Source organism: Vreelandella sp. DA03-1M (assembly GCF_055725665.1).
The window spans coordinates 4,185,389-4,199,920 of the sequence record NZ_CM146798.1; the positions used below are offsets into that span (position 1 = coordinate 4,185,389).

11 protein-coding genes are annotated in these 14,532 nt (G+C 56.1%); 2 read left to right on the forward strand and 9 right to left on the reverse strand.

Translation table 11 applies throughout. The features are described 5' to 3' along the window. Nucleotides 1–61 precede the first annotated feature (61 nt). From etfB to ACXUPB_RS19560, 9 genes are all read right to left on the reverse strand, one after another. Nucleotides 62–898, reverse strand: a complete 837-nt coding sequence (etfB, locus tag ACXUPB_RS19520; RefSeq protein ID WP_472954183.1) for an electron transfer flavoprotein subunit beta — start codon at nt 896–898, stop codon at nt 62–64. Then, entirely contained in the window at nt 888–2,198 is a 1,311-nt protein-coding gene (etfA, locus tag ACXUPB_RS19525; protein WP_472954184.1) for an electron transfer flavoprotein subunit alpha, read from the reverse strand. The genes etfB and etfA overlap by 11 nt, the downstream gene beginning before the upstream one ends. Beyond that, entirely contained in the window at nt 2,195–4,198 is a 2,004-nt protein-coding gene (locus ACXUPB_RS19530) for a (Fe-S)-binding protein (RefSeq protein WP_472954186.1), read from the reverse strand. Before ACXUPB_RS19530 ends, etfA begins: the two co-directional genes overlap by 4 nt. 200 nt (nt 4,199–4,398) lie before the next feature. Next, a complete protein-coding gene (gene dgcA, locus ACXUPB_RS19535) occupies nt 4,399–6,483 on the reverse strand; it encodes a dimethylglycine demethylation protein DgcA (protein ID WP_472954189.1) in 2,085 nt (694 codons plus the stop codon). Nucleotides 6,484–6,506: 23 nt separating this feature from the next. Then, a complete protein-coding gene (locus ACXUPB_RS19540; protein WP_472954191.1) occupies nt 6,507–7,052 on the reverse strand; it encodes a DUF5943 domain-containing protein in 546 nt (181 codons plus the stop codon). Between the two features lie 179 nt (nt 7,053–7,231). Beyond that, the gene (locus tag ACXUPB_RS19545) at nt 7,232–8,209 is read right to left on the reverse strand and encodes a dipeptidase (protein ID WP_472954193.1); all 978 of its coding nucleotides are present in this window, start codon (nt 8,207–8,209) and stop codon (nt 7,232–7,234) included. Nucleotides 8,210–8,408: 199 nt separating this feature from the next. After that, nucleotides 8,409–9,551, reverse strand: a complete 1,143-nt coding sequence (gene gbdR, locus ACXUPB_RS19550) for a choline metabolism transcriptional regulator GbdR (RefSeq protein WP_472954194.1) — start codon at nt 9,549–9,551, stop codon at nt 8,409–8,411. A gap of 394 nt (nt 9,552–9,945) precedes the next feature. Continuing rightward, complete coding sequence (locus ACXUPB_RS19555; RefSeq protein WP_472954196.1) at nt 9,946–10,629, reverse strand: LuxR C-terminal-related transcriptional regulator; 684 nt, start codon at nt 10,627–10,629, stop codon at nt 9,946–9,948. Nucleotides 10,630–10,838: 209 nt separating this feature from the next. Beyond that, nucleotides 10,839–11,396, reverse strand: coding sequence for a response regulator (locus ACXUPB_RS19560; RefSeq protein ID WP_472954199.1), 558 nt, complete (start codon nt 11,394–11,396; stop codon nt 10,839–10,841). A gap of 302 nt (nt 11,397–11,698) precedes the next feature. Here ACXUPB_RS19560 and ACXUPB_RS19565 point away from each other — a divergent pair, with 302 nt between their 5' ends. After that, nucleotides 11,699–13,534 carry a putative bifunctional diguanylate cyclase/phosphodiesterase gene (locus tag ACXUPB_RS19565; RefSeq protein ID WP_472954201.1) on the forward strand — a complete coding sequence of 612 codons (1,836 nt, stop codon included), beginning with the start codon at nt 11,699–11,701 and terminating at the stop codon, nt 13,532–13,534. 53 nt (nt 13,535–13,587) lie between these two features. Then, the gene (locus tag ACXUPB_RS19570) at nt 13,588–14,514 is read left to right on the forward strand and encodes a GGDEF domain-containing protein (RefSeq protein WP_472954203.1); all 927 of its coding nucleotides are present in this window, start codon (nt 13,588–13,590) and stop codon (nt 14,512–14,514) included. Nucleotides 14,515–14,532: the final 18 nt, after the last annotated feature.

Genomic DNA, 14,532 nt, shown 5'->3' on the forward strand with positions numbered 1-14,532 from the left:
TCAAGCCCGCCTTTTGTGGCGGGCTTGAACGGTGGTTAAAAGCTTGAAGAGCAAAAAAGCTTTAACGCAGCACATCCTCTTCCTTGAGCAGCTTGTAGATCGCCTCGGCGCCTTGCTCGGGGGTCACATCGGCGAGCACTTGCCCGCCCTTGCCCTCAGACTTGGCGGCCGCCTTGAATCGATCTCTGGCTGACGCAGCTTTGACAATTTTCAGACGCTTAGGCCGTTTACGTGCAGGGGCCAGATGCCACTGGGCCAGCTCGCTGTCGGCTTCAGGGGTAGTGGGCGTGATCGCAAAGGTGGCTCGACGCGCCGGGCCGAAGGCGCTTTGGCGCGCCACCGGCGCTGCTTCATCCACGCTGATGATGGCGGGCAAGCGCACCTTGAGACGGCGACGCTGGCCCCTTGGCAACGCTTGAAGCAGCGTTACCACGCCATTTTCCACCTTTTCTACCGACGCCAAACTATTAACCAATGGCCAGCCGAGATGTTCTGCCAACGCATAGGGCAAAAGCCCAGAGCCTTCACCGCGCTCTGCGCGGGCGCCGGTGATCACTAGCTGAGGAGAGGTTGCGGCCAGGTGTGCCGCCAGAGCAGGAATGGCATCGCTGCCCTCGGGCTGCTCGAGTAGGGTCATGGACTCAAGCCCCATGCCGACGCCTGTGGCCATACCTAAGTAACCGCGCAGAGCTGCTTCGCTGCTATCGTCCTGGGAACCCGCGTGGAGCATACTGATCCGGGTGCCCGGCAGCTCGGCCTCTATTGCCAGGGCAAGCTCCAGGCCCCGGGCATCCTGCTCTGCGCGCCTCGCACGGCCGGTGGTAGGGTGACGGCCGATGGAAACCAGCACCGCCACGTCGATTCCCTGTTGTTGCTTCTGGTGTAGATCAGGCTGCATCGCGCTGCCCTCCCCGCTGCTGTTCCACCATGGCCACTAGCGCGGCCAGAATTTGCGTGCTGTCGCCAATCACCGCCAAGTCAGCGCGCTTGATGATGTCGCACCCCGGATCGAGATTGATTGCCACCACCTTGTCGCAGCGCTGAATGCCTTGCAGGTGCTGGATAGCGCCTGAAATACCCACCGCCATATAAACTCGGGCGGTTACCCAGGTGCCGGTCGCGCCCACCTGACGATCGCGAGCCATAAAGCCGTCGTCTACCGCGACACGCGAGGCCCCTTCGGTAGCGCCGAGGACTTTCGCAGCATGGTGGAAGGCGTCCCACTGCTTGACGCCGTTGCCGCCGGAGAGGATGAACTCAGCTTCGGCCAGCGCCACGCCGGCGGGATCCACCGCCACCTGCCCCAGATCTTCAATACGCGATAGAGTGGTGGGAATTGACGCTGCCAGGGTCAGGTGCTCGGCCGCATGCCGCGTCTCGTCCACCGGTTCGGCGCACTCTGCCAGCGCCAGGGCAACCCGCGGCAGAGGGCGCTGGATATACAGGCTCCCAGCGGCGCCACGGGCCGTACAGCGCCAACTCAGTGGCGCCTCATTGTCAGCCTCAATCTGCCAAACGCCTGTGGCAGCGCGCTCGCCCAAGCGCACGGCCAGACGCCGCCCCAGATCAGCACCGCCCAGGGGTGAGTCCGGCAGCAGCCAGAAGCGCGGCGTCATCTCCCGCTCGACGGCGCTCAAGGCGGCCAGACGCGCTTCAGGCGCAAACCCCGCGTAAAACTCATCATCAAGATGCACGACGCGATCGATCCCGGCTTCGCCCAGCACCTGCTCCTTAAGCTCGCCGCCCCCCTCACCCTTATGCTCCCCAAACAGGATCGCCACCACGGCACCGGGCTGTTCGGTATCGGCATCCGCCAAGCGCCGGGCAAGCCCCAGCAAATCCTTATCATGACCGGAAAGGCGCCCACCCGTCAGATCGGGCACCACGGCCACCAGGAAGGCAGGTTGATCAACCGTCACCATACGGCGGCTATCGCGAGCTACCGTAGTGGTTGCAGCGGACTGCCCACCTTGCTGGAGGCCACTACGGTCAATTCGTTTAATGCCATTAGGGCCGATAAAGCCGATGGCACGAGGATTCTTGCGCACCACGCCGTTGGGACCCAGCCATTCGCTAACCGCTCCGCCGCTTACACCAAGGGCAGCAAGCACACTGGCGTGCTCGGGATGCAGGCGGTTTCGGGCGATCCATTCACGACGCGGGTCGCGGCGCTGATCGTGACGAATAGTCTCACTCATACGATCACCTCTTCAGCAGTCGTCGATGCAGTGGTTCGGCGGGATGCGCCGGACACATCGTCAGCGGAACGCTCAACCAGCGAACCGGCCACCAGTTCGGCGATATCGCGCACTTCGGCGCTGGCATCCACAACGCCTTCCAGCATGGCGGTACACTGCGGGCAGCCCACCGCCACCAGCTCGGCGCCGCTCTCCTTGACATCGTTCATGCGCATATCGGGAATCCGCCGTTCACCGGGAATATCGGTAATCGGTGCCCCGCCACCGCCGCCGCAGCAGCGCGAGCGGAAGCCGGAGCGCTCCATCTCCTTAACCTCGATACCCAGCGCCTTAAGCACGTTGCGCGGTGCCTCGTATTCACCGTTATAGCGCCCCAGGTAACACGGGTCGTGATAGGTGACGCTGCCGCCTTTCCAGGGAGTAAAGGTCAACCGACCGGCATCAAACAGTTCGGCGATGAAGGTGCTGTGATGACGTACCACATAATGACCGCCCATCTCACCGTACTCGTTGCCCAGCACATGAAAACTATGGGGGTCGCAGGTAACAATCTGCAAGAAGCGATACTGAGCCAGGGTGGCAATATTGCGCTTCGCCAGGGACTGGAATGTCGCCTCATCGCCCAGACGCCGCGCCACATCGCCGCTATCGCGCTCTTCAGCACCCAACACTGCGAAATCGACTTCAGCGGCGCGCAGCACTTTGACCAGTGCGCGCAAGGTACGCTGGTTGCGCATATCAAAGGCGCCATCCCCCAGCCACAGCAGCACGTCGACCTGCTTAAGATCTGCCATGAGCGGGAGGTTAAGATCCGCCGCCCAGTTGAGCCGCGAGCCAGGGTCGAAACCGCCGGGATTGTCGGTGGCGATCAAATTGTCGAGCACCTCGGCGCCTTTATTGGGCGTTTTGCCCCGCTCCAGGGTCAGGTGGCGGCGCATATCGACAATCGCATCCACGTGTTCGATCATCATCGGACACTCTTCCACGCAGGCGCGGCAGGTCGTGCACGACCATAGGGTATCGGCGTCGACCAACGCCTTTCCCTGAAGCGCCACAATGGGCCCATGGGGCGAGCCAGCGTGTTCACCTACCGGTTTGCCGGGGTAGGGAGAGCCGGCATAGGCGGCATCGCTGCCCCCAGCCATACCCACCACCATGTCCTGGATCAGCTTCTTGGGGTTGAGCGGCTGACCGGCGGCAAACGCCGGGCATACTGCCTCGCAGCGACCACACTGTACGCAGGCATCGAAGCCCAACAGCTGGTTCCAGGTAAAGTCGGCAGGCTTTTCCACGCCCAGAGGCGCCGCTTCATCCTCCAGGTTGAGCGCCTTGAGGCCCGTTGATCGGCCGACGCCCCCTTTTTTCTTGGAGAAGCGCTCGGCGCGACGGTGGAAGGCCAGATGCAGGGCACCGGCGAAGGCGTGCTTCATGGGCCCGCCCCAGGTCATGCCGAAAAACATTTCCCCCAAGCCCCAGGCCACAACGCCCGCTAATACCAGCGCCAGCAGCCAACTACTGCCCCCTTCAAGCAAACCTTCAGGCAGCAGACCTACCGTGGGCAGCGTGATCAGGAAGACGCCTATCGAGAACGCCATCAGACTCTTGGGCAGGCGCATCCAGGGGCCTTTGGAGAGCCGAGCTGGGGGGTTAAGCCGCCGCCGCGCCACGAAGAGGCTACCGACGAACATGGAGGCGCTCGCCAGTAGCAGTAATCCGCCTAGCAATGGGTTGGCGATCCCCAGACCGTGCACCAGGATCATCAGCACGGCAGCGGTCACGAAGCCACCGGCGGTAGCCACGTGGATGTTGGAGATCATTTTGTCACGCCCCACTACATGGTGCAGATCCACCAAATAGCGGCGTGGCAGGGCCACCAACCCTTTGAACAGGTTCACCCGCGAGGGGCGCCCCTGACGCCACAGGCGTATACGGCGTACAGCGCCGATGACTGCCAGGGCCAGGGCAGTAAAAATCAGTATCGGCAAGAGCGTTTCGAGCATGGTACTCACCTCTTCTTTCGCGGCGGGGCTGCTCCGGCGGCAGACCTCTGCGAGGGCGCTGTAAACCCATCCCTGGGCGCTACTTTTGACATCTGACCGCCATGGATGGCGGAAATGCCGTAAACGTATGGAACTGTTTTACGGCCTTGTCAAAAGACCCTCGCTACGGTCTGCCCCCGGCGCCCCGGCTCTCGCTCAGGTCAAAAGTCCTTGCAGATTCGCAAGGCATCGTAGATGGCCGCATGGGTGTTACGCGGTGCCGTGCAGTCGCCCAGACGGAACAGCAGGAAGCCATCCCCTTCATCGCCTCTCTCCTCAACTAGGCAAGGCTGCGGTTTGATGGCATAGAGTGCCTCCAAGTCGACCTGCCCTTTGTTGCGGGACTGCTCTTTGAGGGCGTAGTAGAGTGCCTCATCGGGGCGCACGCCGTTCTCAACGACCACCTGATCGACCACGCGCTCTTCCAAAGCACCGGTGTACTCATTTTCGAGCACCGCCACCAGGCCGTCGCCCTCGCGGTAAACCTTATGCAGCATCAGGTCGGAGGACATGATCACCTCCTTCTCGTAGAGACTCCGATAGTAGGGTGGGAAAGTGGTGCCGCCCACCGCCGCGCCGGGCTTGATATCGTCGGTGACGATCTCCACCTTGGAGCCCTTGTCAGCGAGGAAATCCGCCGCCGAGACGCCAGAGAATTCGCAGATGGCGTCATAAAGCAGCACGTTCTTACCGGGCGCCACTTTGCCAGAAAGAATATCCCAGGTGCTGACTACCAAGCTCTCCTCAGCATTCTCCGAGTAGCCCCACTCGGGGTGCTGGCTAAGGAACGGCTGGCCGCCGGTGGCGAGCACCACGATATCCGGGCGTAGGTCGAGCAGCGTCGCCTCATCGGCGCGGGTGCCTAGACGCAGATCGACTTTTAGCCGCGCCAGCTCCAGCTGGAACCAGCGGGTGATACCGGCGATCTGGTCACGCTGGGGCGCCTGGGCGGCAATCGTAATCTGCCCACCCAAGGCGTCAGCGGCCTCAAACAGTGTGACATCGTGACCGCGCTCAGCGGCGACGCGTGCCGCTTCCATACCGCCGGGGCCACCGCCCACCACGACGACTTTGCGTTTGGCGCCCTCGGTTTTCTCAATGATGTGGGGCAACCCCATGTATTCACGGGATGTCGCGGCGTTTTGAATACACAGTACGTCAAGGCCCTGGTACTGGCGGTCGATGCAGTAGTTAGCGCCCACGCATTGTTTGATCTGATCAATCTGGCCCATCTTGATCTTGGCGATCAGGTGAGGGTCGGCAATATGTGCCCGGGTCATGCCCACCAGATCTACGTAGCCCCCTTCGAGGATACGCTGGGCCTGATTGGGGTCTTTAATGTTCTGGGCGTGGATCACCGGCACGGTCACCACTTCCTTGATGCCCGCCGCCAGGTGTAGGAAAGGCTCCGGCGGGTAGGACATATTGGGAATAACGTTGGCCAGGGTGTTGTGGGTGTCGCAACCGGAGCCGATGACGCCGAAGAAGTCCACCATGCCGGTGGCATCGTAGTAGGCGGCGATCTGCTTCATATCGTCGTGAGAAAGGCCATCCGGATGGAACTCATCACCGCAAATGCGCATGCCGACGCAGAAGTCGTCGCCCACTTCAGCACGCACCGCCTTGAGCACTTCCATACCGAAGCGCATACGGTTCTCGAAGCTACCGCCCCACTCGTCCTCACGCTTATTAACTCGTGGGCTCCAGAACTGATCGATCAAATGCTGGTGCACGGCAGAGAGCTCAACGCCGTCGAGGCCCCCTTCCTTTGCCCGGCGCGCGGCCTGGGCAAAGTCGCCGACAATACGCCAGATTTCCTCTTCCTCAATGGTCTTGCAGGTCGAGCGGTGCACCGGCTCGCGGATACCGGAGGGTGATACCAGCGTCGACCAGTCGAAACCGTCCCACCGGGAGCGCCGCCCCATATGGGTAATCTGGATCATGATCTTGCCGCCATGCTTATGCACGGCATCGGCCAAATTCTGGAAGTGCGGAATAATGCGATCGGTGGAAAGGTTTACCGAGCTCCACCAGCCCTGCGGGCTATCGATGGAGACCACCGATGAGCCACCGCAAATACACAGGCCACAACCACCTTTGGCCTTCTCCTCGTAGTACCTGACGTAGCGCTCCGTGGTCATACCGCCGTCGGTGGCATGCACCTCAGCGTGAGCGGTGCTGACCACACGGTTGCGGATAGTCAGCTTACCGATCTCGATCGGCTCGAAAATTGCGTCGAATGCCATGTTTGTCTCTCCTCGTACCCCAGTTAGCGGGCAGCGTCGGTCAGCGGCTGGACGGCGAAGATGCCTACATCACAGCCAGGCTCGGCGGCACTCTGCGTCTGCTCAGCAACGGTACGCAGTGAACTTCCGCGGGCAGCGAGGATTTGATCCATGGCACCGGCAAACCAGCCGGTGAACATGTACTCCTCCTTCTTGCCGGTTTTGCCAAGCTGGTAAACAAAAGCGCTGTGCTCAAGGCGTACTTGCGCGGTACCCGCGTTGAGGTCGATCTGTTCAGTAATGAATAGACCCCAGCCACGCTGGGAGAGGCGCTGCATATAGTGCTCAAAGACATCGACGCCCTCTAAGCCATGGCACTCCGCCTCCTTCTCACACCAGTGCCAAGCGCTCTTGTAACCTGCGTGATAAAGAATTTCGGCATACTTCTCGGCACCCAGCGCCTCTTCTACGGCCACGTGGTTATTGATAAAGAAGTGCCGTGGCACATAGAGCATAGGCAGCGCATCAGTCGTCCAGACACCTGTTTCGCTATCCACTTCGATGGGCAGTGCGGGGGCCAGTTTGGTCACGATGGTATTCCTCGAATCGTTGTTATGTCAGGTTATCGACGGGGCTACCCCGGGAGCATGCCTACGAGGAGGCGCTATGAATCCATCCCTGGACGCTACCGACGCCATCCCTGGCGTCGGACCTCCTCTACGGCATGCTCCCGGCGCCCCTCACTTCGGAGGCAGCCGCCTGCGCTTAGTCAGGCGCCCCAGACATCCTTGAGCACCCGTACCCAGTTCTCGCCCATGATCTTGCGCACCTGGGTCTCACTCATGCCACGCTTGAGGAGCGCCTCGGTGAGATTGGGGAACTCACCAATGGTGCGGATTCCTTTGGGATTGATGATCTTGCCGAAATCGGTCAAACGACGGGCGTAGCCCTTGTCATGGGTCAGCCACTCGAAGAACTCCTGACCGTGCCCCTGGGTGAAATCGGTACCGATGCCGATAGCGTCCTCACCGACGATATTCATGACGTATTCGATCGCCTCGCAGTAGTCTTCGATGGTGGAGTCGATGCCCTTTTTGAGGAACGGCGCAAACATGGTGACACCCACAAAACCGCCGTGGTCGGCAATGAACTTCAACTCTTGATCAGATTTGTTGCGCGGATGCTCTTTAAGGCCAGAGGGCAGGCAGTGTGAGTAGCAGACGGGCTTTTTGGACTCAAGAATGACCTCTTCGGAGGTCTTGGCACCGACGTGAGAGAGGTCGCACATGATGCCAACCCGGTTCATCTCGGCAACGATTTCGCGGCCAAAGCCAGACAGGCCACCGTCACGCTCGTAGCAGCCGGTACCCACCAGATTCTGGGTGTTGTAGCACATCTGTACGATACCCACGCCCAGCTGCTTGAAGATCTCAACGTAGCCAATTTGGTCTTCAAAGGCGTGGGCATTCTGAAAGCCGAAGATGATGCCGGTTTTGCCCTCTTCTTTCGCGCGAGTAATGTCAGCGGTGGTGCGAACAGGGCGCACCAGGTCACTACACTCCGCCATCAACTGGTTGGACTTGACGATATTATCGACCGTGGCCTGAAAACCTTCCCACACGGAGACGGTGCAGTTGGCAGCGGTAAGACCGCCGCGACGCATGTCCTCAAGCAGCTCACGATTCCATTTGGCGATGATCAGGCCATCAATGACGATAGCGTCATTGTGCAGTTCAGAGGGGGTCATAGCTAAGCTCCAACATTGGTTAATGCAGCGAGCATAGCGCTGACGTTGGGTTTAGCTGCTATTGGAAACGACGGCGGAAATTCCAAAAGCGTCATGGTGTCGAGAACACGACAACTACTCGCGCCATAAAAAAACGTGCTGCCCGTCACCGAGCAGCACGTTTCAAGCATGTCTCAAATTAGTGATGACGCTGTGGGTATCAGCTTAATAGCCGCACGCTGGCAAAGGTGGGTTCGCCTTGGGCGTTTGCCAGAGCCTGGCGAGCGCACGAGGACGGCTCGTTGGCAGTGGGCGCCTCTCCCCAACGCTTTATAAAAGGCGGTGATTTGCTGCTACTTCCCTGCCTGTCGTGGCTACCCAGGCGCTCGTTTCTCGGCGGTACACCAAAGTATTCGCGGTAGCACTTGGAGAAATGGGGCGTGGAAACGAAACCGCAAACAGATGCTATCTCGATGATCGACAGCGGCGTTTGCTTGAGTAATTGTCGCGCCCGTACCAGCCGCAGCTTAAGATAATAGCGAGACGGTGAGCAAAGCAGGTAGCGTTGGAATAATCGCTCTAACTGACGGCGCGACACATTTACATAGCATGCCAGTTCATCGAGTTCGATGGGCTCTTCCAGGTTGGATTCCATCAAGGCGACGATTTCCAACAGCTTGGGCTGAGTAGTGCCCAACACGTGCTTAAGAGGCACCCGCTGCTGATCCTGCTCGTTACGCACGCGTTCATAAATAAACATCTCGGAGATGCCTGCCGAAAGCTCGCGCCCATGGTCGTGAGCAATCAGGTTGAGCATCATATCGAGTGGCGCAGTGCCGCCAGAGGCGGTGAATCGATCACGGTCAATAGAGAAAAGGTGCGGCGTCAGGATGACGTTGGGGAACGCCTCCTGCATGGAGGCCAAACACTCCCAGTGCACACTGGTTTGATAGTGATCCAGCAATCCCGCCTGACCTAGTGCCCAACTGCCAGTACAGACCGAGCCTAACCGCCTTAGCTTACGCGATTGCGACTGAAGCCAGCGCACATGCTCACGGGTAACGCTGTGCTGCGGGCCTACTCCGCCGCAAACGACCACCCACTCCAATGACAGCGGCGCGTGCATGGAGGCATCAGGCGTCACCTGCACCCCATCGCTGGCACGCACCGGCAAACCATCTTGTGTCAGGGTGTACCAGCGATACAGTTCACTGCCAGCCAGTTGATTGGCCATCCGCAAGGGCTCTATTGCCGACGCCAGGGAAATCAGTGTGAAGTTATCTAACAGTAGAAAGCCAAGGGTCTGCGGTTCGCCTACACGTTTGGGGTTTACTGCCTGGTTTGTTGCTTGATTTGAAGTCATCGTTTTACCCTCCGTCACCTTTGAGCATTATATTTTTTCTTGTTAGCGTAGGTGTCGCTGGCGTCTTTTAGTTGCCCTTTACTGCGTTAAACTCTCACACGTTCAGGGGCGCATTGCTCTTTGGTCGTATATTGGCACGAACAGGGCGGATAGCGACAAAACTATCGCGTAGATCGAAGTTTTTGTCGTAAATGAAACGCCAGACGTCGCTCCCGAAACCGTTGTCAGTTACGAAAATTACTTTTTCGCAGTCTCAACGTCAGGGCTGGAATTTTTATATAAGTTACGCGCTTCTAAAGCGTTTAAGCGCTATAAAGTACGTAATCTTACAAAGACTAATAAAATTAGGGTGTTGAAAATTGTTAGCGTGGTTTCGCCGAACAAGCAGTCAACCTCAGCGAGTTTCATCCGTGTCTTGAGGCGTCATAAATAGGCCCAGCCGAATGGCTTCGTGGACCAAGCCAGCGGTGTGTCTGACGCCTAGGCGGCGCATGATATCGGCGCGGTGGGTCTCGACGGTTTTGATACTGACATTGAGTTGATCGGCAATGGCTTTACTACGAAAACCGCTTGCCACCAGCGTGAGTACTTCACTTTGTCGAGTCGTTAAAGGGTTTTCCTGAATGGCCGCAGCCCCCACGACGGAAGCGGCATCGACAAACTCCTCCGGCTCCATCGCTGTGAACACAAAACGTTCACCCCGCGCTGCTTTTTGAATGGCCATTTCCAAAGCATTCACACCCGCATTTTTGTGTAGAAAGCCATAAGCTCCCTCTACAAAAAGACGCCGAATAAAGCTATCGCTAGAGTAGGTAGAGAGAACTACCACACGAATACCGGGACAGGCACTCCGCAGCTGACTTAAAGAACCGAGCCCGTTTGAAGAGATAACCGCTGCGTCAATGAGCGCCACATTAACGTTATCGTGAGCTGCCGCTTTCATCAGTTGATCCTCAGATTCCACTTCAGCAACCACCGACATGTTGTCGAAGGTTTCGATAAGGGAACTGATCGCGGAGCGCACTAAGCGATGTTCATCGGCTAGTAATATCCGGATGATATCTTCTGAACGTTTCATGGCAATATGGCACGGACCTTGAAAAGGTAAAACTTGACGTAAAACCCCTTCGTTAGCGCGGGTTCAATCGCTATCAATGGATATTTATGGTTTCACCCTTTCTTAGCTGCAAAAGCTAGATTGAAACCAATAAGAGAAATTCGGTGGCGCCTGCTCGACCCCGCACGGTACCGCACTGTCCACCAAATCAGTATAAGTAAAAACCCTGATTATTGTTCTTGTTGCAGGATGCCTAAGCGCAACGCTTTGCTAATGATATCGTCAATTGAATAGCGGCCTTGAGCAGCATTGATAGAAAAGCGTTCACCTTTGGGCAGCTCTTCGATATCCAAGACCTTAGACAATCGCTTGAGTATCGTAGGACATAAAAAGATCTTCCCCTCTACGGCAGCCTGCAGCGCTATTTCAAGCTCGCTGACGCCAGCCTCGCGTAACAGAAAACCATTGGCTCCGGCCTCCAACGCTCTTTTTACTTCAGTAAGACTAGGATTAATCGAGAGAAAAACTACGCGCGTTATTCCGCCACTTTCGCGCAAACGCTGGGTTGCTTCAAACCCTTCTTGGCTAGGAAATTGTGCATCAATCAAGACGACATCTGCATGCACTTGTTGCGCTATTTCACTCAGCCTGTGCGAGTCAGGAATACTGGCCACCACCTTTATATCTTTGAAACGCTCAATGACCCGGCAGAGCCCCTCTCGAATGAAACCGCTTTCATTGACGACCACTACTCTGATGGATAACTCAGAATTGCTTTGTGGATTCATTCACGCACCTCCACCCATGCCTGCCTATGTCGTGGCGCGCCCTGCCAATTAGAACGTCCCCTGTAACCATTCAGCAAAAAACAATAACGTTATATTACGATGCGAATACCCACTTCCGCTAGCCTGTTGAGATTTATTTCAGCAAAAGACGTAATAAATCACCTACACAAAAACACTTAGATAAGTTTGAAAAATACCAGTAGGAATGATTAAATCAAACAAACATCTCGTTTAAAGAACGAGGGCGATGAATGCCATTGGCTTCATCACTCTCGTGGTCAGTACCTCATCAGGCCCACTCTATGGATGACAATAGCGCCCGCTTCACCCGTCTTAAAGACGAGGATGCTCGGCTGACCGAGCTGCGTTCGCTCGACCTCCTGGACACCTGTCAAGAAGAGCATTTTGATCGTTATACCCGTCTGGTATCGCAAGTCTTCAATGCCCCTATCGCCGTTATTTCGCTCATCGATGAAAATCGCCAGTGGCTTAAATCCTCGATAGGTATGGAGAGCCGTGAAATCTCACTTGAACACTCATTTTGCGTACATGCCTTAGAGCATGGATATTTAGAAGTCTCTGACACCCTGACGAACGATTTTTTTCGTCACCATAAAGCGGTGACGTCATATCCTCATATTCGCTTCTATGCAGGCGTTGTACTTTACGGACCGGGAGGTCATGCCATTGGCACTTTGTGTATTAGCGACACCCATCCCCGGTCGTTAAATGAAGTGGAACGCTCCTGGCTAATTGCTTTTGGTAATATCGTCGAAGAACAGATCCACCTGACGTCACAACTTCTCAAAGTCCGTCACCAGGCCAGTCGTATCAATCAACGCGACACCCGAACTGGCCTACCCGATGAAACGCTCTTTGGAGAAACCCTCGAAAATTTAATTCAGCTTGCTCAAATTGAGTCATACCATTTGGTCGTTCTGCACTTACGTATGAATAACCTTGACGAAATCAGCCGCTTGTATGGACGCGAAAACCGTAACGCCATTCTGAAATGTCTGACTGATCGCCTCACCTCTCCTGATATAGGTATCCTGGCCGTCGGCAATATGGATATTGACCGCTTCGGCGCCGTAGTCTCTATCTATTCGTTGCGCGATCTATTTGGTGTGATTAAGCCCATCATCAATAAGTTGAATGCTGCCATTGACCTGAACGGCCTCACTATACGGCCCAACATAGATGTGGGTATTAGCGTTTCACCTGAAGACGGCATTAGCCCAGATGATTTACTGGAAAGAGCACGGGCAGCCCTCAAGGGGCCCAAAACGTACGAGAGTATTCATATTTTTACTCATCGCACCGAAAAGTGTGCGTTACGTCGACACAGGGTTGAACAGCGCCTAGAGTCGGCGCTACTGGGAAGCAAGCTACAGCAACATTACCAGCCGCTGGTGCTTGCCGATGGCAGCGGAGTCATGGGGTTTGAAGCGTTAGCTCGTTGGCAGGATAAATCACTAGGAACCGTCAGCCCTGGCGAGTTTGTGCCCATTGCTGAAAAAAACTCCCGACTGTCACGGTTACTGACTGATTGGTCATTAGGGTGCGTTTGCGAAAAAGCTCACCGATGGCCCATCAAACCTAGCGATCCCCCGCTGAAATTGAGTATCAACATTCCTGCCAACCAGTTTTATCAGCGCAACTTTGTCGGTCATATCCTTCAAACGCTTGAAGAGCACGATTTAGCACCACAACGGCTGACGCTTGAGCTTACCGAAGAGAGTCTGCTGACAGATATCGACAGCGCCGTTCTCACCATGCGCAAATTACGAGATTGCGGTATCTCCTTAGCACTGGACGATTTTGGTACCGGGTACTCCTCCTTGAACTACCTTAAACGCCTTCCTGTCGACGTACTCAAAATCGATAAAAGCTTTATTGATGACCTCCCCCATGGCACAAAAGCAGTCAACCTGGTCAGCGGCATTATTCGCATTGCTCACGGCTTGGGGTTAGAGGTGGTTGCCGAGGGCGTCGAATGCGAAGCGCAGCAAACAGTATTGTACGAACTTGGCTGCGATGTGCTGCAAGGCTACCTTTTCAGCCGACCCGTTGACGCGGAGCGTGCATTAGCTTTTCTAACCACATGGCCTAAAGGCTCTCATCCGGCAGCCATATAATGGCTTCGAGGCACTCCATTCTATTTTCCAGTAACAACTCCTCCGACTCACAAATGTTTAGCAAACAATTAACACAGGAAGAGTGGCAGGCTTATACACGCACGCTTCAAAAGTTACATAAAGTAGGTCGCTTAGGCTATTGGCAGATGTCGCTAGCCACGGGCGATGTCTATTGGTCTGAAGTAGTTTATGAGTTTCTGGATGTCGATCCTCGCGACTTTACCCCCAGTCACGAAGCCTTTATGTCGATGGTCCATCCCTTAGACCAAGCAAAAGTCGCTAAATCGCGCCAAGAGATGCTGGAGGTTGGTTTTATTGACATCAAATATCGAATTATTCAGCCCAGCGGCTGCATTCGCTGGCTCCATGAAATTGCCGATAATACATCACCGGATGACCCCAATATCCTCCTCGGCACCCTGCATGACATCACCGCACACAAAGCGTTAGAGGAAAAACTACGCAAGCAGGCTATTACCGATGACTTAACGGGCGTATTTAATCGGCGTTACTTCATGAAGCGACTTCGACAAGCCTTTTCTCACTACCTTCGCAGTGAGCAGAACGCCGCCGTACTTCTCTTCGATGTCGATTACTTCAAAGCCGTTAATGATACCTACGGTCATGCAATGGGTGATCAGGTCTTGCAGCAAGTCTGCCGGCTGTTCACGGAGCGTTTTCGAGAGACCGATATTGTCGGTCGTTTGGGTGGCGAAGAGTTTGCCGTACTACTGTTTGAAGTTTCATCAGAAGATGCAGTGGCCATCGCTGAACATATCAGACAAGCACTGGCAGCCCATACGTTCAAAACCGAAGCCGGCAGCACCTTTCACATCTCCATCACCTGCGGCGTCTCCAGTTTTGCTGAGGATGACCCAACAGAAGACAGTGTCCTTCACCGCGCAGATAAGTCCCTTTACTTAGGCAAGCATCACGGCCGGGATCAGGTGGTGGGCGAAGAACAGAAACGAATAGAGTAACGCGTTGGGCGATGGTTC